Raw genomic sequence first — 17,393 nt, forward strand, 5'->3', positions numbered from 1 at the left:
TAATGGTACATTGTTGAACAATTGGTCTATAAGACTCTATTCGTACAAACCCCAAGGAAAATTAATGGAACTGAATGGCGAGCAACTGATAGCTGCTCCAATCTCCGATGTCTGGAAGGGCTTGAATGATATTGATGTGCTGGCCAAGTCAATTCCTGGTTGCGAGGAGATTAGCCGCATTTCTCCCGAGGAGGTCCATGCCAAGGTAATGTTCAAGATTGGACCTGTTAGGGCTCGTTTTTCAGGGAAATTACTCCTAAGCGACATCATTCCAGACCAGTCTTGCTCAATGGCATTTGAAGGATCTGGAGGTGCTGCTGGATTTGCTAAAGGTAAATCACGAGTGGAATTAAAGCTAGTTGAGGGTGGTACTTTGGTTTCTTATACAACCGAAGCTTCTATTGGCGGCAAGTTAGGTCAAATTGGTGGGCGCTTAATAAGCGCATCTGCTAAGAAGATCGCGGATGATTTTTTTCAAAAGTTTGCAAAAGAATTAGGCGGGGAAGCAGTTACTTTAGAGTCTGATACGAGTAAGAAGTAAACAGTAGTTTATAAAAATTAGTGGTGAAGGAGACACAATGAAAGCCGCAGCATTTGATTATATAAAGCCAAAGGCCTTGCCAGAGGCTCTTTCTTTATTGGCGGAAGCAGGAGAGGACGCACGCCTTATTGCAGGCGGCCAAACTTTACTGGCCACTTTAAATATGCGTCTTTCGGAACCAAGCATCCTCATTGATATCACTGATATTAGTGAGCTTAAAGGCATTACATTACAGTGCGATCATTTGCGCATTGGTGCATTAGTCACCCATACTGAGATAGAAGATTCGGAGCTGATTGCTAAACATGCGCCCTTACTAAAAGCTGCAGCGCCTCATATTGCACATCGTGCTATCCGTAATTTAGGTACCTGGGGTGGCTCCTTGGCGTATGGTGATCCTGCTGCTGAGTGGCCTGCGTGCAGTCTCACATTAGGGGCTACCATGATTATTCATGGTCCTGCAGGTGAGCGCCGAATATCTGCACAAGACTTTTTTATTGATCTCTATACAACCTCGCTTGAGCCTGATGATATTTTGGTAGCAACTGAAATTCCAATTGCGAGTAGCAATCAAGTTTTTTATTTTCATGAGCTATCGAGACGCCATGGAGATTATGCTGTAGCTGGATTGGCAGCAGTGGCAAAGAAGCAGGGCGATGCATTGACTGATTGTGCCTTTACTTTTTTCTCGGTTGGTACCACGCCTGTCATGGCACCCCAAGCCCAGGAAATTGTCAACGGCCAAGTAGTGAGCCCAGAGTTAATTACAAGAGCAGTTAGCTCTGCACGATCTGAAATTGAAGCCATTGCAGATATCACTAATAGTGCAGAGGCCAAGCAACATTTAATCGGCGTATTGCTTGAGCGCGGCCTTAAGCACTTAGTTTCCTGACATATCAAATAAGAATGCGGAGATCTTAATGAGCCTCAAGAAAAGAATTTCATTGACAGTCAATGGGCTACCAGTGATTGCAGATGTGGAGCCACGTACCCATTTAGTCGATTTTTTGCGTGAAGAGTTGCATTTAAAAGGACCTCATCTAGGATGTGAGCAAGGCGCCTGTGGTGCATGCACTGTTAAGGTTGATGGTCATATTATTCGTGGCTGCTTATATCTAGCAATACAAGCAGATGGCAGTCAAGTAGAGACAGTAGAGGGTTTGACAAAAAGTGGCGTCTTGGCGGATCTTCAAGAATCATTTATGCGGCGTAATGCCATGCAATGTGGCTTTTGTTCCTCAGGAATGCTTTTAGCTGCTGCAGAGTTAATTGAAAAGCGACCCAAGGCGACTCGCGAGGAAGTACGTGAATGGATTTCTGGTAATTATTGTCGTTGTACAGGCTACCACTCAATAGTAGATGCCATCGTTGATGTATTAGTTGCGCGTGCTAGTGGCCAAAAAATTAAACCAGTGATTGCTCACGCTTAATTAATTTAGGAAAACGCATTATGAACAAGCCAAGTGATTTGAAGGGACTGGTTCTTGATCCAGTGACTAACGACCAGCGCTATATCGGCGTTAGTGAGCCAAGACATGGAGCTCGCCGCCTTTTAGAGGGACAGGGCACCTATATTGATGATATTAAGTTGCCACGGATGGGGCACGTTGTTTATTGGCGATCGCCGGTTGCGCATATGAAGATTGGCAAGATTCATCAAGAGCAGGCTAGAAAGATGCCAGGTGTTTTGATGGTGGTCGATGGTGTTGAGATGGCGAAAATTTGTAAACCTTGGGTTGCCACTTTGGGGCACTTGCCAGGCATGAAGTCAGCACCACAATATGCTTTAGCAATTGACCGCGCATGCTGGCAAGGTGAGCCAGTGGTGGCAGTAGTTGCTGAAACCCGTGCGCAAGCTGAAGATGCTTTGCAACTGATTGAAGTTGAGTGGGAAGAATTACCAGCCGTGGTTTCCATGGAGTCTGCTTTAGATCCAAAAACGCCAGTTATACATCCAGAGCTTGGTGATAATTTATGTTTTACCCGTACCCTAGATGTTGGTAATGTGGATGAAGTTTTTGCAAATGCTGATGTAGTTGCTGAGGCTACCTTTGGTTTTGGTCGACATACCGGTGTTACTCTTGAGCCGCGCTGTCAAATTGCAGATTACAACCCAGGCGATAAGCGTTTAACGGTGTATCACTCGCAGCAAGCGCCACATATGATGCAAGATTTATATTGCCGTCAATTTGGCTTATCTGAATCTGATGTGCATGTCATTTGCAAAGATGTTGGAGGCTCATTCGGCATTAAAGTTCATGCATACCCAGATGACTTTGCGACAGTTGGCTTGGCGATGATGCTTGAGCGGCCAGTAAAGTTTGTGGCTGACCGTCTTGAATCTTTCACTAGCGATATTCACGCAAGAGAACATCGCATTAAAGGGCGTATTGCTGCTAATAAAGCGGGCGATATTTTGGCCTTTGAGATCGATGACTTAACAGCTATTGGACCTTATTCAATGTTCCCTAGAACTAGTGCAATTGAAGGAAATCAAGTAGTGAACTTGGTGGGCGGTCCTTATAAACATCAGCACTACCGAGCTAAATTAGATGTGGTCTTTCAGAACAAAACACCTACTTGTCAATACCGAGGAGTAGGCCACCCGATTGCATGCGCGGTGACAGAGGGTTTGGTTGATTTAGCAGCACAAAAGCTGCAGATGGATCCCCTGGAGTTTCGCAAGCGAAATGTCATTCCCGATGACGCCTATCCCTGTACTGGAATTTCAGGGATTAAGCTCGAAGTTTTATCGCATGAGCAATGCTTGCGTACGATTGAAAAAATGATGGATTATTCTGCCCTGCGTAAAGAGCAAGAGCAATTGCGTCAACAGGGAATTTATCGCGGCATTGGCTTTGCCACACTGATTGAATTAACTAATCCAAGCCCTGCTTTTTATGGTGTAGGGGGCGCACGTATTGCCTCACAGGACGGCGCAACTGTGCGCTTGGATCCAAGTGGTGTGGTGTCAGTATTGATCGGTGTTGGTGAACAGGGGCAGGGTACAGAGGGTATTTATGCCCAAATTGCTGCAGATGCAGTAGGTGTTTCAATTAATCAGGTTCGCATCGTCACTGGTGATACTGACGTTACGCCTTATGGTGGCGGTACCTGGGCCTCTCGCGGTGCTGGTGTTGGCGGCGAAGCTGTATTACTAGCTTGCCAAGCTTTACAAGAAAATATTCTGAAACTAGCAGGCGTCATTTTAAATCGACCTACTTCTGATTTATCGATTCGCCGAGGATATGTTCTAGATAAGACAACGGGTGAGCAATTATTGCCATTTGGTGAGATTGGCCGCATCGGTTATTTCCGTACCGATACTTTGCCTGCTGGATTTTCAGCTGACCTTATGGTAACGCGGCATTACACTCAAAAAGAATATCCCTTTATCTTTACTAATGGCGTTCAAGCCTCATATGTTGAAATTGACCCAGAAACTGGATTTGTAAAATTACTCAAGCATTGGGCTGTTGAAGATTGCGGACGCGTTCTTAATCCGATGTTGGTGGATGAACAAGTGCGAGGAGCGATTGTTCAGGGCATCGGTGGTGTGTTATTTGAAGAGTGTCTCTATGATGAGAGCGGTCTGCTTAGAAATGGCAGCATGGCTGACTATCTTGTACCCATGGCAAATGAAATGCCTGATATCGAAGTAGCTCACGTAGAAACACCTACTCAGTCATCTAAGCTAGGCGCAAAAGGGGCTGGAGAAGCTGGGACAGCTGGCGCTCCTGGGGCCGTCCAAAATGCAATCAATGACGCTTTAGCACCTTTTAACGTTGCAGTGTTTGATCAACCTATTACCTCCGAAAAGATTTTACGGGCGCTGAAAAAGATCTAAGTCCTATTTTGGTCCTCAGAGTCTTGGTACATACCCCACTCTAATGGGGTATGTAGATCCTGTAACATCAAGTGCTTATGCCCTTTGTGGGCGAGACTTTGATTAACTTGATACGGTATTGAAAGATATGTCTACATTAAAAGGTAAAACAGCCCTGGTGACAGGTTCAACCAGCGGTATTGGCTTAGGAATGGCTATGGCATTGGCTAAGCAAGGCGCCAATATTATGATGAATGGTTTTGGGGAAAAAGATGCTGCTATGGCCCTTATCAAGTCCTGCGGCGTAGAGCTTGACTATCACGGCGCCGATATGAGTAAGCCAGTCGAAATCGAAGAACTCATTAAATACACTGAAAAGCGTTTTGGCTCTTTAGATATCTTAGTAAATAACGCTGGTATTCAGCATACGGCAAACATTGAAGACTTTCTCACAGAAAAATGGGACGCTATTATCGCGATTAACTTGAGCTCTGCATTTCATACGACGCACCATGCACTTCCTGGTATGAAGAAACGCAATTGGGGTCGGATTATTAATATTGCCTCAGTCCATGGTTTAGTAGCTTCTACACAAAAGTCTGCTTATGTCGCTGCTAAGCATGGCCTTGTTGGCTTAACCAAGGTAACTGCTTTAGAAAATGCCCTCACGGGTATTACCTGTAATGCAATTTGTCCTGGCTGGGTACTCACACCTTTAGTGCAAAAGCAGGTCGATGCTCGCGCTGAACGAGAGGGTATTTCGAATGATGCGGCGAAGCAGGCTTTAGTTTCAGAGAAGCAACCCTCAGGAGAGTTTGTAACTCCTGAGCAGCTAGGGGCTTTAGCCGTATTTCTCTGTGGTCAAGACGCCTCTGAGATTCGAGGAGTGGCTTGGAATATGGATGGTGGTTGGGCCGCTCAATAAGATCCTAGCCTGTATTCTTATTCAATTACAGCCGGGTAACTTACTCGGCTGTAATTTTTCTATCGGTAATAATTTTGCCCCAAGTGCTAGATTGACTTGCAATGTATTTTGCCAAGTCTTCACGGCTTCCTGGATTAGGAGTTAAGCCATGTTCAGACAATTGCTTGTTAATTGCTTTGTCATTGAGTACTGCAACTATCGCTTTATTCCATTTTTCTAAAATGAAATCTGGTGTTTTGCCTGGGGCAACAAAAGCATACCAATTTTCAGCATCAAAGCCAGGGAAACCTGATTCAGCGATGGTGGGAACATTAGGGAGGGTAGGGGCGCGCTTTAATCCAGTAGTAGCGATGGTAATGAGTTTGCCATTCTTGATATAAGGATCGGCAGTGGCTAAAGCAGCATAGTACGAAGAAATACGTCCACCAAGAAGATCTATCATTGCAGGACTGCCACCCTTGTAGGGAACGTGTACGGTATCAATATCAGCACGCACATTCAATAGTTCACCCTGTAGATGTGAGGCAGATCCGCTGCCAGTTGATGCGAATGTAATCTTGCCTGGATTCTTTTTGGCCATTGCAATATATTCTTTGAAACTTTTCACACCCAATTCAGGAATTACAACCAGCACATTGGGGAAGGTAACGCCCATAGTGAGTGGTGCTAAATCCTTTTGAGGATCGTAAGGTAGCTTCATGAGATTGGGCGCAATTGAAAGGGGACCAATTGAGCCAAATAAAATGACTGATCCATCTGGTGTGGCATTAGCAGTAAATGCATGTGCAATATTGCCGCCAGCCCCAGGCTTATTATCCACAATGACATTCTGACCCAAGTCTTCACTAAGCTTTTTGGCAATCAGACGAGCAGCAGTATCTGCTGAGCCTCCAGGCGCAAATCCAACTACCATCGTGATGGTTTTCTTTGGAGGAAATTCTTGAGCATATGCTGCTGATGCAAGATTGAGGATCGCAAGAATGAGAGTGGTCAATACTGTATTCAGATGGATGAATTGCATGATGATGTCTCGTGTGTATTCACTTTAGGGTTGACAAGGAGCAATGTGGAGATTATCTACTTTTCCAGCCATTAATAACTGACTGGGTAAGGTGCGACCAATCAAAGACTGTAGATCTTGAGAACATGTCAATAGTGTATCAATATCCATATGAGTATCAAAACCCATTAGATCAAACATATGCACTAATTCTTCAGTACAAATGTTTCCTGTAGCCCCTGGGGCATAGGGACACCCGCCCAAGCCGCCTAGAGAAGAATCAAATCGATCAATACCGCTATTCACGGCTGACAGTGCATTGGCAATGCCCATACCCCTCGTATTATGAAAATGTAGGGTCCATTGCAATCGAGGATACTTACTCAGTACAGCTTGGCATACAGTTTGAACTTGTTCAGGGTTTGCCATACCAGTGGTATCACAAATCGTAAAGCCTCTTACGCCTAACGCTGCAAAACGATCGACCCAATGCATCAGATCTGCGAGAGAGGTAATGCCGGTCATGGGGCAGCCAAAGCTGGTTGAGAGGGAAATATTGACCGGTATCTTTTGTTGGTGAGCTAATTCGATGACGGAGCTTAAGGCCTTAAAGGAGTCTTCGCGTCCCATCTTGAGGTTGGCCAGATTATGAGCTTCGCTGACTGACATCACTAAATTAAATTCATCAACACCCACATGGACTGCACGCTCAGCACCTTTTAGGTTAGGAATAAGGACCGTATACTCCACACCCGGAAACCGATCGATTCCCTTCATGACTGCTTCTGCATCAGCCAACATGGGGATTGCTTTTGGGCTAGTGAAGGAGGTCACTTCAATTTTCGCGTACCCAGCCCGACTCAAGCGATTAATGAGAGCAATTTTTTCTTTAGTTGCAACAAAATGACTCTCCGCCTGAAATCCGTCGCGCGTTACTACCTCTTGAAGATAAAGTCTTTTTGGGCTGCTAATGGTCAATAGCTCCGGCATTATTTTCCAATCCTACCAGGGTTTATTGCCCTTAGGGGATTAAGCACCTATCTTAAGTAAGAATTCCATTTTTGACTCGAATTCAACAAGATTAGTGGAATCGTTTATAGTAACATCGCATTCTTATATAAAGGAGATCCTCTCATGGCTTCAATTTTGACCTCATTAGGGCGCACAGTATTAGCAGGGTTTGTGCTCCTCGTTTTGATTATTCTGGCTTTTGGGAATAACTTTAGCTCTCCTGAATGGCCATTTATTTTCCGTTGGTTGCACGTGATGGTTGGTACGATGTGGATTGGCTTACTCTGGTACTTCAACTTTGTGCAAATTCCTTCCATGCCAAAAATTCCTGATGAGCAAAAACCTGCCATTAGTAAAGTCATTGCCCCAACAGCTTTGTTTTGGTTCCGCTATGCAGCATTATTCACAGTAATAACGGGTTTGATTGTGGCTTATTTGAGTGGTTACTTGCATCAAGCATTTACCTTGCAAGCGCCATTTCGCGCAATTGGTTTAGGGATGTGGATTGCTTTGATCATGGCCTTCAACGTTTGGTTCATTATTTGGCCCAATCAAAAACGTGCCCTAGGTATTGTGACCGTTGAAGCTGCTGTCAAAGCAAAGTCCGCGCGGGTTGCAATGTTGACATCCCGTTTGAACACAGTGCTTTCGATTCCTATGTTGTTCTTGATGAGTGCCCAATCACATAATACAACTTGGTTTGTTGTCGTTTCATAAACTAGATTTACAAACAGTACTTGTTGCAAAAGGCCCGCACAGCGGGCCTTTTTAATTTCATCCATCAATGTCAAATCCATTTAACTGAGTAGAGGGGGTAACTCTTTTATAAGCACTGCGCGCTGCGCTGTAGCACTTCCCATGAGGGCAAAGCCGAGTAATTTCCCATCTGCAGACTCAAAACGGGCTTCTAAACCACCATCAATGATTTTTGTTTTCCATTGCCCATTGGCATTTTTTGCAGGTGGCGAAACTATAGTGGGCATTGCAGGGGTCTTCACCATCACTGGCATTGCTGGATAACTGAGAGCTGTTCTTTGGCCAATTAGGCTTGGTGCTAAGGCTCTCGCAGCTTGCATGATTGGCATGACATAAGGGAGCACTAGACCATCAACTTCAGCACAATCTCCAAGTGAGTAGACATTCTTTGCACTTGTCTCTAATTCGCGATTGACGATGATCCCAACATTTGTTTGTATACCAGCAGATTTAGCTAACTCAAGTCTTGGTTTTAATCCTATTGCTGATAACACCGCATCACAGAGTAATGATGTGCCATTCGCAAGAGTGAGTCTCAGAACACTAGCTTGATGATCTATGCTTTGCAAGGTAGTGCTAAAGTGCCAGCTCACCCCAGCCGAGTGTAATTTACTTGCCAACTCTTGAGATGCTTCTTGCGGTAATAAACGACCAAGAGCCTGTGGTGCCATGTCAATTACATCGACTTCAAAACCACCTAAGACAAGATCATTCGCAAACTCACAGCCAATCAGGCCAGCACCGAGAATTGCTACTCTCTTTTTCCCGTGAATTTGCTGACGAAATTTTTCGTAGTCCTCTAAATCATTGACAGTCAGTATTTCATTTGATGCACTCCCTTGGAGTGGCAGGTGTATTTGATCTGCTCCCAGCGCTAAGACTAATTTGCTATAGGGAATAAGTCCCTGTTGGGTTTTGATCTCTTGCTGTTCTAGATTGATTGCACTCACCTCAGTTTGGCCTAGGATCTTAATTGATAATTGCGAGGCCATTTCTGCTGATGGAGTAGAGATCAATTGCTTCGCATCTTTCTTGTTTGCGAGGGCAGTAGAGAGCATTGGCTTGGAGTAAAAATAGCCAGGCTCCTTAGTGATCAGCGTAATCGGAACATACTTATCTAATTTGCGAATCTCTCGAATCACGGTGTATCCCGCTAAGCCGCTCCCAATGATGGTGATACTTGCTTGCGTAGATTGAGTTTCTTGATTCAAGGTGAGGCTCCCTAATGAGGTACTACAAATTTAGTGGCTTAGCTGATTTGAACCATCTCAAAGTCCGATTTTGAGACGCCACAGTCTGGGCATTCCCAACTGTCTGGAATATCAGGCCAGGCAGTGCCAGGAGCAATTCCATCCTCGGGTAAGCCTTTGACTTCCTCATAGATAAATCCACATACGATACATTGCCATGTATTCATGATTTTTTCCTTAATGGTCATTTGATTTTAAATTGAATTTGAGTCCAGCGTTCATTTAGCGAAATTAAGAAAAAACTTTTTACAGTCATCGATTCCAATATATTTTTTAAGTTAATAGAAGGATTGCTTATGTCTAGCAAAGAACTGATGTTTTCCACCGTAAGTCTAGGAGCAATTGAACTCAAGAATCGCTCAGTAATGGCTCCACTTACCAGGATGCGAGCTGTGGCAGATCATGTTCCAAATCCCCTGGCTAAAACATACTATGCGTAGCGTGCTAGTGCCGGCTTGATTATTTCTGAGGCTTCTCAGATCTCAAACTTGGGGATGGGCTATCCTGGGCTGGTGGCTATGATCAGGCAACGGGCGAGGAGGTGCAAGAAGATGGCTTAGCAGATGCAGTTGCCTATGGGCGCTTATTTATCTCTAATCCTGATTTGGTAGAACGTTTTATGGTGGCAATGAGCTTGGCTATACCGATTACCCAGCCTTAAAGTAAATTCCTCTTTAGGGAAATAGATAAGATCCTTGAATACTCTAGAGATCTTATTTTTTATCTTCCGGATCTTTTAGAAGATCGTAATGGTTTGCAACTAAAAGTAGGGCGATAGAGGCGCAGCCCATGGCAAAGAATTGCCATTGATGTAGTGTCGCAGTTCCAATCACCGTTATTAATATTGTCCAACCAATCGCCATCTTTGCTTTTTTACTAAGGGGTTTCATTTTTTAATATTCCTGTAAGGTCTTTCAAGTCCCATATATTGCTTCATGCAAATTCTAATATGTACTCAATGATTGAGCCGAACTTTCGCGCTCAGCTCATTTGCTGCGCCTCTCTTGTCTATTTGAGAGAGCCTTAAGGCTTCTGCCTCAAAATCAGCTTGTCCAGGATGAAATTCTTCATCATTTCGTAGGTCAATGACATATGTCCAGACCAGTTCGCGACCACGATTTTTAAAAATATCTACTACTCGTTTCATGTGTACCGCCTATAGGTTGATGCTTACTTGACGCTGTTAGGTTGATTGGAACTGCTCTTTGCCTTATTTAGATTGTCTTTTAAGGTGATTAAATTTTTTGGTTCAATACGAATAACGCCCCCTCTAGGACTATCAATATCTGCAATTAGGAAAAAAGAAACCGAAGTAACAAAAGGAAAGATCATAAATAAACCAATATTCTTTTTGAAGTTACGGGCACCAAAGCCAACCAACAGATTAGCGCATATGGCAATAGAGGCCATTAACGCCCAAGCAGTATTAGGGATGCGATTCCACCATGCAGCCTGAACATAACCTTGAGAGTTTAAAACATCATTCATGCCAGATGCTACCAATGCCATCATGGGAGTTTGTTGTGCCCGCGCCGATGGAAGGATTTCATTCCATAAGGCATCTTGTAGTACTTCAGTTCTTTGTTGAATTTTGACTACTGCTTCATAGGGTTGTTTGGAGTAGAACAAAATTCGCTGGTCTAAATAGTCTTTCAGAAGATCCTTGGTTTTGTTTGCTGCTGTTGTAGGCAAAAGATCAGATCTTAAATACTCAGTTCCAATGGCATTTGCCTCACTTTCCTCCAGGACTTCTCGCTGATCATGTCGAGCAATCGCCATAGAAAAAGTAAAACCAATAATCAGCGCTAAAAGTGTGAGTGTCGCAGTTTGAATGACCCCTAAATCTTGTGATGTCTCGCTATCCTGAGTTCGATAACGGCTAAGTACAGCATTGCCGAACCATACGGATACAGAGAACACTAAAAAAGATAGCCCAAAAAGAATAATGGGTTGATTAAGTAAATATTTAATTTAAAAGCTTCCCGGATACAAGATATCGCTAGTGACATTTTGAATATCGCGATGACCAACATGTGCCATCGTAATATCTAATTCATTGCGAATGATTTCTAAGCATTTCGTGACACCAGGCCCACCCATAGCACCTAGGCCATACAGGAAAGGACGGCCGATCATCGTGCCGCGGGCACCAAGCGCCCAAGCTTTCAGTACATCTTGACCGGAGCGAATGCCGCCATCCATCCATACTTCAATATCTTTCCCAACTGCATTCATAATTCCAGGAAGAGCTTGAATGCTCGAAACAGCACCATCTAGTTGACGGCCACCATGATTAGAAACAATTAAAGCATCAGCGCCAGTATTTGCTGCTAAGCGGGCATCTTCCTCATCCAGAATGCCTTTGATAATCAGTTTTCCGCCCCAAAGTTTTTTGATCCACTCTACGTCTGCCCAGCTTAAGCTTGGATCAAATTGCTCAGCTGTCCAGGAGGAAAGGGAAGACATGTCGCCAACCCCAGAAGCATGACCCACAATATTTCGGAATGTTTTGCGGGGGGTCATTGCCATACCCAAGCACCAGCGTGGTTTAGTTGCCATATCGATCATATTGGCGATAGTTAATTTTGGAGGTGCAGTTAAACCATTTTTCAAATCTTTATGGCGCTGACCTAAGATTTGTAGATCTAGCGTTAAGACAAGAGCAGAGCATTTTGCCGCCTTAGCTCGATCAATCAGGCGCTCGATAAAACTACGATCCTTCATGACATATAGCTGAAACCAGAATGGCTTGGTTGTTCGCTCTGCCACATCTTCAATAGAGCAGATGCTCATTGTGGACAGGCAAAAAGGAACTCCAAATTTCTCTGCTGCTTGCGCTGCAAGAATCTCGCCGTCAGCATACTGCATACCAGTGAGACCAGTAGGGGCCAATGCGACTGGCATCAATACTTCTTGCCCCACCATTTTTGTTTTGGTGGTGCGATTATTCATATCTACAGCCACTCGCTGGCGGAATTTGATTTTTTGAAAATCAGACTCATTGGCCCGGTAGGTTGACTCAGTCCAAGAACCAGAGTCAGCATAGTCATAGAACATCTTGGGGGTGCGCTTTTTATGAAGTACTCGTAAGTCTTCAATATTCGTAATGAGTGCCACTAATAATCCTTCTATTTAATGAGTATTGACTGATTTAAGCTCTATCTTAGCAATACCGAGGATTTGTTTCTACAATAAGAGGATAACCCTTGCTTGGGGCCCTTGAATACCCACTGTCTGGATCAATCCTGAATGCCTCAGCTGAATCTTGCTACTATTTTTTATTTGTTAACTGCCACCATTTTGTGGGCCGGTAATGCCATTGCTGGCCGTGCTTTAGTTGGCAGCGTATCACCAATTACATTAACTGCTGTGCGTTGGGGTACTGCGGCCTTAATATTATTGCCCTTTGGCTGGCGAATTTTTAAACCCGGCAGTCCATTATGGAAAAATAAAATCCGCTTTTTGATACTCGGTTTATTTGGTGTTGGAAGTTATAACGTATTACTCTATTCAGCACTGCAAACCTCCTCAGCCATTAATGTAACGCTTATTGGTGCAAGTATGCCAATTTGGATGTTATTAATTGGCGCAGTGTTTTATCAAGTCAAGCCTAGAGTTCTTCAGATGATTGGTGCAGTAGTCTCGCTCTTGGGTGTATCAGTGGTATTAACTCGAGGTGACCTCAGTACTTTATTGTCGATGCAAATGGTGATAGGGGACCTCTTGATTATGCTGGCCACTTTTCTATGGGCCTCCTATAGTTGGATGTTGAGTCGTCCCGGCTCTAGCTCTGAGCACGAATGGCCTTGGGCTGGTTTCTTAACAGCACAGATTGTGATTGGTTTGATGTGGACAGGAATTTTTGAAGGCTTTGAGATTGCCTCCGGTCATGCCTATTTAGACCTCAATCTTTGGACCGGAACATTGATCTTGTTTATTGCGATTGGGCCATCCTTGATTGCTTATCGTTGCTGGGGTCAGGGTGTGAATGGAGCGGGACCTACAGTAGCAGCTTTTTTTGCCAACTTCATCCCTTTGTTTACCGCACTTTTTTCTGCCGCCATTCTGGGTGAGCCTCCTGGCTTATTTCATGCGGTAGCTTTTGCCTTAATTGTTGCTGGTATTTGGGTTTCCTCTCCTAAGAGTCGAATGGCTAAGCTTTGATAGTGCCATCGTGGTCTAGGAAAGAATCTCAAAAAAACAGTACAGTTAGTTCTTTTAGTTTTTAAAGCTTTTTAGAGTCTATGGTTGATGTCTTAGTAATTGGAGGCGGTAATGCCGCCCTTTGCGCTGCTCTGATGGCCCGAGAGGCTGGCGCTAGCGTCTTGTTATTAGAGTCAGCCCCCAGAGAGTGGCGGGGTGGAAATTCCCCCCATACTCGCAATATACGCGCCATGCATGAAGGTCCTCAAGATGTTTTATTGGGCACTTATTCAGAGGAAGAGTATTGGGAGGATCTTTTAAAAGTAACGGGTGGACTCACCAATGAAGAGCTTGCCCGACTGGTGATCCGCTCATCTTCTAGTTGCCGCTCATGGATGATGAAACACGGTGTTCATTTTCAGGCACCACTATCAGGTACTTTGCATCTTTCGCGTACTAATGCTTTTTTTATGGGTGGTGGAAAAGCCTTAGTCAATGCCTACTATCGCAGTGCTGCAAAGCTTGGAATTGCGATCCGTTATAACTCTTTAGTGGATTCGATTGAAATGCAAGAGGGTCAGTTTGTTGCTGCATATGTTGGTAATGAGCGGATTGAAGCGAAATCCTGCGTGCTAGCCGCAGGCGGTTTTGAATCAAATCGCGAATGGTTGAAGGAAGCCTGGGGAAAGAATGACTCAGGCGAATACCCAGCGGATAATTTCTTGATACGTGGCACTAAATTTAATATGGGCGTGCTACTCAAGCACATGATTGAGGCAGGGGCAGATTCAATTGGGGACCCTACACAAGCCCATATGGTTGCGATTGATGCACGCGCACCACTATACGACGGTGGTATTTGCACTCGGATTGACTGTGTTTCTTTAGGTGTGGTTGTTAATAAAAAGGCTGAGCGCTTTTATGATGAGGGTGAAGATTTTTGGCCTAAGCGTTATGCCATATGGGGCCGACTGGTTGCACAACAAGCTGGTCAAATTGCATACTCGATCATCGATTCCAAAGCGCTTGGGCGCTTTATGCCGCCAGTTTTTCCAGGTGAGAAAGCTGATACGCTTGAAGTTTTGGCGGATAAGATGGGGATAGATCAAGCCACATTTGTGAAGACGATTCAAGATTTCAATGCAGCGTGCGTAGAGGGTGTCTTTGACCATACTGAATTAGATAATTGTCATACTGAAAATCTCAGCCCACCTAAGACTCATTGGGCAAGAAAAATTGATGTAGCTCCGTTTTATGCTTATGCCGTTAGACCTGGTGTGACTTTTACTTATTTAGGGTTGAAAACCGATCAAAATGCGGCTGTCTATATTAACGGTAAACCATGCGAAAACTTGTTCGTTGCTGGCGAAATGATGGCAGGCAATGTATTAGGTAAAGGCTATACCGCTGGCATTGGAATGACTATTGGAACAGTATTTGGCAGAATAGCTGGAGTAAGCGCTGCAAAAGCAGTTGGCTTGAAAGTGGAGTTAAATGATGCAACAGCTTAATTCTTTAATCCGAGAGGCATCAAATTTAGGCAATGCCAGAGCTGATCAAGAGGTCGCTCGTGTTATGCAGATTTGTAATGCTTGCCGTTACTGTGAAGGATTTTGTGCTGTCTTCCCGGCAATGACAAGACGTATTGAATTTAATACTGCTGACGTACATTACCTAGCAAACTTATGTCATAACTGCGGAGCTTGTTTGCATGCTTGTCAATATGCGCCTCCACATGACTTTGCAGTGAATGTTCCTTTGGCAATGGCTAAGGTCCGTCAAGAAACTTATATTGATTTTGCATGGCCTCATGCCTTAGGAAGTCTCTATAAGCGAAATGGCGTTACGGTGGCTTTGGCAAGCTCCATTTCCCTGATAGTCTTTTTACTAGTCACGCTTGTGCTAAAGGGCACTCTATTTGTGGTTCCGAATGGCGGAAATTTTTATGCGATTTTTTCTCATAACACTTTGGTCTTGATGTTTGGATCTGTATTTTTATTTGCAATTTTTGCCCTGGGTCTTGGCGTTATTCGTTTTTGGCGCCAGATTTCACCGGGGACTATATCTAGTGCAGCTGCTGCTGAAGCTACCCATGACGCCTTAACCTTGAAATATCTTGGCGGGGGTCATGGTAAGGGTTGCAATAATGAAGATGATGCTTTCTCGCTGTGGAGAAAACGTTTTCATCATTTCACTTTCTATGGTTTTATGTTGTGTTTTGCATCAACTAGTGTTGCCACCTTGTATCACTATGTTTTAGGCTTGTCAGCACCTTATGCCCTTAACAGTCTGCCAGTCATATTAGGAACTGTAGGCGGAATCGGTCTTCTCATCGGACCTGCAGGATTACTTTATCTAAATTACAAGCGTGATAGCGCTCATGGTGATGCAAATCAAAAGCCCATGGATAGAGCATTTATATTGTTGCTTTGGTTAATCAGTGCATCAGGTCTTGGGCTCTTGGCTTATCGTGATACCTCTTGGATGTCTATTTGGTTAGCTGTGCATCTTGGTTTTGTGATGAGCTTCTTTTTGACAATGCCTTATGGAAAATTTGCCCATGGCATCTATCGCACTGCAGCATTATTGAAAAATGCGATAGAAAAACGGCAAAAAAGTAAGCTCCAGCTTAGTTCTGACTAAGCAGCCAAATCTTTAAAAATCGAGATTAGAGCCTTTATGGAGGGCTTAAATGCTAGCATTTGCTTCAGATCAAACAGAGGCAGGCTTAAATCGGTATCATTTAGTACTTATCTCAGAAATTTTTAGGAAATGACTATGCCAGGCTTGCTACCAAACGTTGATCCAGATGGATTGTTGGAGTTCTCGGTCGTTTACACCGATCGCTCCTTGAACCATATGTCTGAGGAATTCAAGCGGGTGATGGTGGATATTTCCAGCGTCTTGAAAGATGCTTATAACGCGAGCTCAGCGGTCATCGTCCCGGGAAGCGGCACTTTTGGTATGGAAGCTGTTGCACGTCAATTTGCAAATCAGCAAAAATGTTTGGTTTTGCGTAATGGTTATTTTAGCTATCGCTGGACACAAATTTTTGATTTGGCCAATATTACGAATGACGTTACTGTTATCAAAGGTAGGCAGTTGGAGGATTCTACGCAAGGTGTATTTGCTCCTGCGCCAATCGAAGAGGTGGTCGCTTTCATTAAGAAAGAGAAGCCTGCAGTCGTATTCGCTCCCCATGTTGAAACCTCTGCTGGAATTATTTTGCCGGACGATTATCTAAAGGCAGTAGGTGAAGCTGTTCAATCTGTTAATGGCTTATTTGTTTTAGATTGCATTGCATCTGGCGCTATGTGGGTAGATATGAAAGCCTGTAATGTCGATGTTCTCATTACTGCCCCCCAAAAAGGTTGGAGTAGCTCCCCTTGCTGTGCATTGATTGCCATGGGCGATCGAGCTCGTGAGCGGATTGAGTCTACTCAAAGCAGTAGTTTCTCGATGGACCTCAAGAAATGGTTACAAATCATGGATGCTTATCTGAAGGGCGGTCATGTGTATCACACTACAATGCCTACCGACGCTCTGAAAATTTTGCGTAATGTGATGAAAGAAACACAAGCACTTGGATTTTCTGCTCTTAAACAAAAGCAAATTGAATTAGGTTCTAAAGTTCGTGAGTTACTAGTATCAAAGGGATATGACTCTGTTTCTGCAAAAGGTTTTCAATCACCAGGCGTTGTCGTTAGCTACACCAAGGATCCCGATATTCAGTCCGGTAAAAAGTTTATTGCTCTTGGTTTGCAAACTGCTGCTGGAGTACCGTTACAGTGCGATGAAAGGCCAGATTTCCGTACCTTCCGTATTGGCCTATTTGGCTTGGAAAAATTAGCCAATGTTGACCGTACAGTAGTGCAATTAGCCAAAGCGTTAGAAAAAATTACTGAAGCTGAAGTACTACCAGCTTAAGTAGTTAATTAAAA

Annotated in this window: 18 protein-coding genes and 1 pseudogene; 11 read left to right on the plus strand and 8 right to left on the minus strand. The window is 44.0% G+C overall.

Going from position 1 to position 17,393, the window contains the following annotated elements; all coding sequences use genetic code 11:
* The first annotated feature begins 64 nt into the window (after positions 1-64).
* The 5 genes from ABWP14_RS01830 to ABWP14_RS01850 all read left to right on the plus strand — a co-directional run bounded on the left by ABWP14_RS01830 (position 65) and on the right by ABWP14_RS01850 (position 5,292).
* Complete coding sequence (locus ABWP14_RS01830; protein ID WP_353201260.1) at positions 65-541, plus strand: SRPBCC family protein; 477 nt, start codon at positions 65-67, stop codon at positions 539-541.
* Between the two features lie 37 nt (positions 542-578).
* The gene (locus ABWP14_RS01835; RefSeq protein WP_353201261.1) at positions 579-1,433 is read left to right on the plus strand and encodes an FAD binding domain-containing protein; all 855 of its coding nucleotides are present in this window, start codon (positions 579-581) and stop codon (positions 1,431-1,433) included.
* A 28-nt stretch (positions 1,434-1,461) separates the two neighbouring features.
* Positions 1,462-1,971, plus strand: coding sequence for a (2Fe-2S)-binding protein (locus ABWP14_RS01840; protein ID WP_353201262.1), 510 nt, complete (start codon positions 1,462-1,464; stop codon positions 1,969-1,971).
* A 20-nt stretch (positions 1,972-1,991) separates the two neighbouring features.
* The gene (locus ABWP14_RS01845; RefSeq protein WP_353201263.1) at positions 1,992-4,388 is read left to right on the plus strand and encodes a xanthine dehydrogenase family protein molybdopterin-binding subunit; all 2,397 of its coding nucleotides are present in this window, start codon (positions 1,992-1,994) and stop codon (positions 4,386-4,388) included.
* A gap of 127 nt (positions 4,389-4,515) precedes the next feature.
* The gene (locus ABWP14_RS01850; protein ID WP_353201264.1) at positions 4,516-5,292 is read left to right on the plus strand and encodes a 3-hydroxybutyrate dehydrogenase; all 777 of its coding nucleotides are present in this window, start codon (positions 4,516-4,518) and stop codon (positions 5,290-5,292) included.
* 40 nt (positions 5,293-5,332) lie between these two features.
* Here the strand turns inward: ABWP14_RS01850 and ABWP14_RS01855 are convergent, their stop codons facing one another.
* Together ABWP14_RS01855 and ABWP14_RS01860 are read right to left on the minus strand one after the other, a co-directional pair.
* The gene (locus tag ABWP14_RS01855) at positions 5,333-6,313 is read right to left on the minus strand and encodes a Bug family tripartite tricarboxylate transporter substrate binding protein (protein ID WP_353201265.1); all 981 of its coding nucleotides are present in this window, start codon (positions 6,311-6,313) and stop codon (positions 5,333-5,335) included.
* 24 nt (positions 6,314-6,337) lie between these two features.
* On the minus strand, positions 6,338-7,282 hold the full coding sequence (locus tag ABWP14_RS01860; RefSeq protein ID WP_353201266.1) for a hydroxymethylglutaryl-CoA lyase: 945 nt from the start codon (positions 7,280-7,282) through the stop codon (positions 6,338-6,340).
* A 144-nt stretch (positions 7,283-7,426) separates the two neighbouring features.
* Here ABWP14_RS01860 and ABWP14_RS01865 point away from each other — a divergent pair, with 144 nt between their 5' ends.
* A complete protein-coding gene (locus ABWP14_RS01865) occupies positions 7,427-8,020 on the plus strand; it encodes a urate hydroxylase PuuD (RefSeq protein ID WP_353201267.1) in 594 nt (197 codons plus the stop codon).
* An 80-nt stretch (positions 8,021-8,100) separates the two neighbouring features.
* Here ABWP14_RS01865 and ABWP14_RS01870 read toward each other — a convergent pair whose 3' ends face one another.
* Complete coding sequence (locus ABWP14_RS01870; protein ID WP_353201268.1) at positions 8,101-9,270, minus strand: NAD(P)/FAD-dependent oxidoreductase; 1,170 nt, start codon at positions 9,268-9,270, stop codon at positions 8,101-8,103.
* 38 nt (positions 9,271-9,308) lie between these two features.
* Entirely contained in the window at positions 9,309-9,476 is a 168-nt protein-coding gene (locus tag ABWP14_RS01875) for a rubredoxin (RefSeq protein ID WP_353201269.1), read from the minus strand.
* Positions 9,477-9,605: 129 nt separating this feature from the next.
* Here ABWP14_RS01875 and ABWP14_RS11510 point away from each other — a divergent pair.
* Positions 9,606-9,827 (plus strand): annotated as a pseudogene (locus tag ABWP14_RS11510) (oxidoreductase); the annotation flags it as partial.
* A 195-nt stretch (positions 9,828-10,022) separates the two neighbouring features.
* Here ABWP14_RS11510 and ABWP14_RS01885 read toward each other — a convergent pair.
* From ABWP14_RS01885 to ABWP14_RS01900, 4 genes are all read right to left on the minus strand, one after another.
* Positions 10,023-10,199: a hypothetical protein gene (locus ABWP14_RS01885; protein ID WP_353201271.1), complete on the minus strand. Its 177-nt coding sequence runs from the start codon at positions 10,197-10,199 to the stop codon at positions 10,023-10,025.
* Positions 10,200-10,264: 65 nt separating this feature from the next.
* Positions 10,265-10,456 carry a hypothetical protein gene (locus tag ABWP14_RS01890; protein ID WP_028819004.1) on the minus strand — a complete coding sequence of 64 codons (192 nt, stop codon included), beginning with the start codon at positions 10,454-10,456 and terminating at the stop codon, positions 10,265-10,267.
* Positions 10,457-10,479: 23 nt separating this feature from the next.
* Positions 10,480-11,229 (minus strand): bestrophin-like domain, encoded by a 750-nt coding sequence (locus tag ABWP14_RS01895; protein ID WP_353201272.1) that lies wholly within the window; start codon positions 11,227-11,229, stop codon positions 10,480-10,482.
* Between the two features lie 51 nt (positions 11,230-11,280).
* On the minus strand, positions 11,281-12,426 hold the full coding sequence (locus tag ABWP14_RS01900) for an alpha-hydroxy acid oxidase (RefSeq protein ID WP_353201273.1): 1,146 nt from the start codon (positions 12,424-12,426) through the stop codon (positions 11,281-11,283).
* A gap of 132 nt (positions 12,427-12,558) precedes the next feature.
* Here ABWP14_RS01900 and ABWP14_RS01905 point away from each other — a divergent pair, with 132 nt between their 5' ends.
* The 4 genes from ABWP14_RS01905 (at position 12,559) to ABWP14_RS01920 (ending at position 17,379) form a co-directional block, all read left to right on the plus strand.
* Entirely contained in the window at positions 12,559-13,473 is a 915-nt protein-coding gene (locus ABWP14_RS01905) for a DMT family transporter (RefSeq protein ID WP_353201274.1), read from the plus strand.
* Between the two features lie 80 nt (positions 13,474-13,553).
* Entirely contained in the window at positions 13,554-14,963 is a 1,410-nt protein-coding gene (gene tcuA, locus ABWP14_RS01910; protein WP_353201275.1) for an FAD-dependent tricarballylate dehydrogenase TcuA, read from the plus strand.
* On the plus strand, positions 14,950-16,095 hold the full coding sequence (gene tcuB / locus ABWP14_RS01915; protein WP_353201276.1) for a tricarballylate utilization 4Fe-4S protein TcuB: 1,146 nt from the start codon (positions 14,950-14,952) through the stop codon (positions 16,093-16,095). Before tcuA ends, tcuB begins: the two co-directional genes overlap by 14 nt.
* A gap of 135 nt (positions 16,096-16,230) precedes the next feature.
* Complete coding sequence (locus tag ABWP14_RS01920) at positions 16,231-17,379, plus strand: aminotransferase class V-fold PLP-dependent enzyme (protein ID WP_353201277.1); 1,149 nt, start codon at positions 16,231-16,233, stop codon at positions 17,377-17,379.
* Positions 17,380-17,393: the final 14 nt, after the last annotated feature.

Source organism: Polynucleobacter sp., assembly GCF_040400325.1.
Lineage (GTDB): Bacteria > Pseudomonadota > Gammaproteobacteria > Burkholderiales > Burkholderiaceae > Polynucleobacter.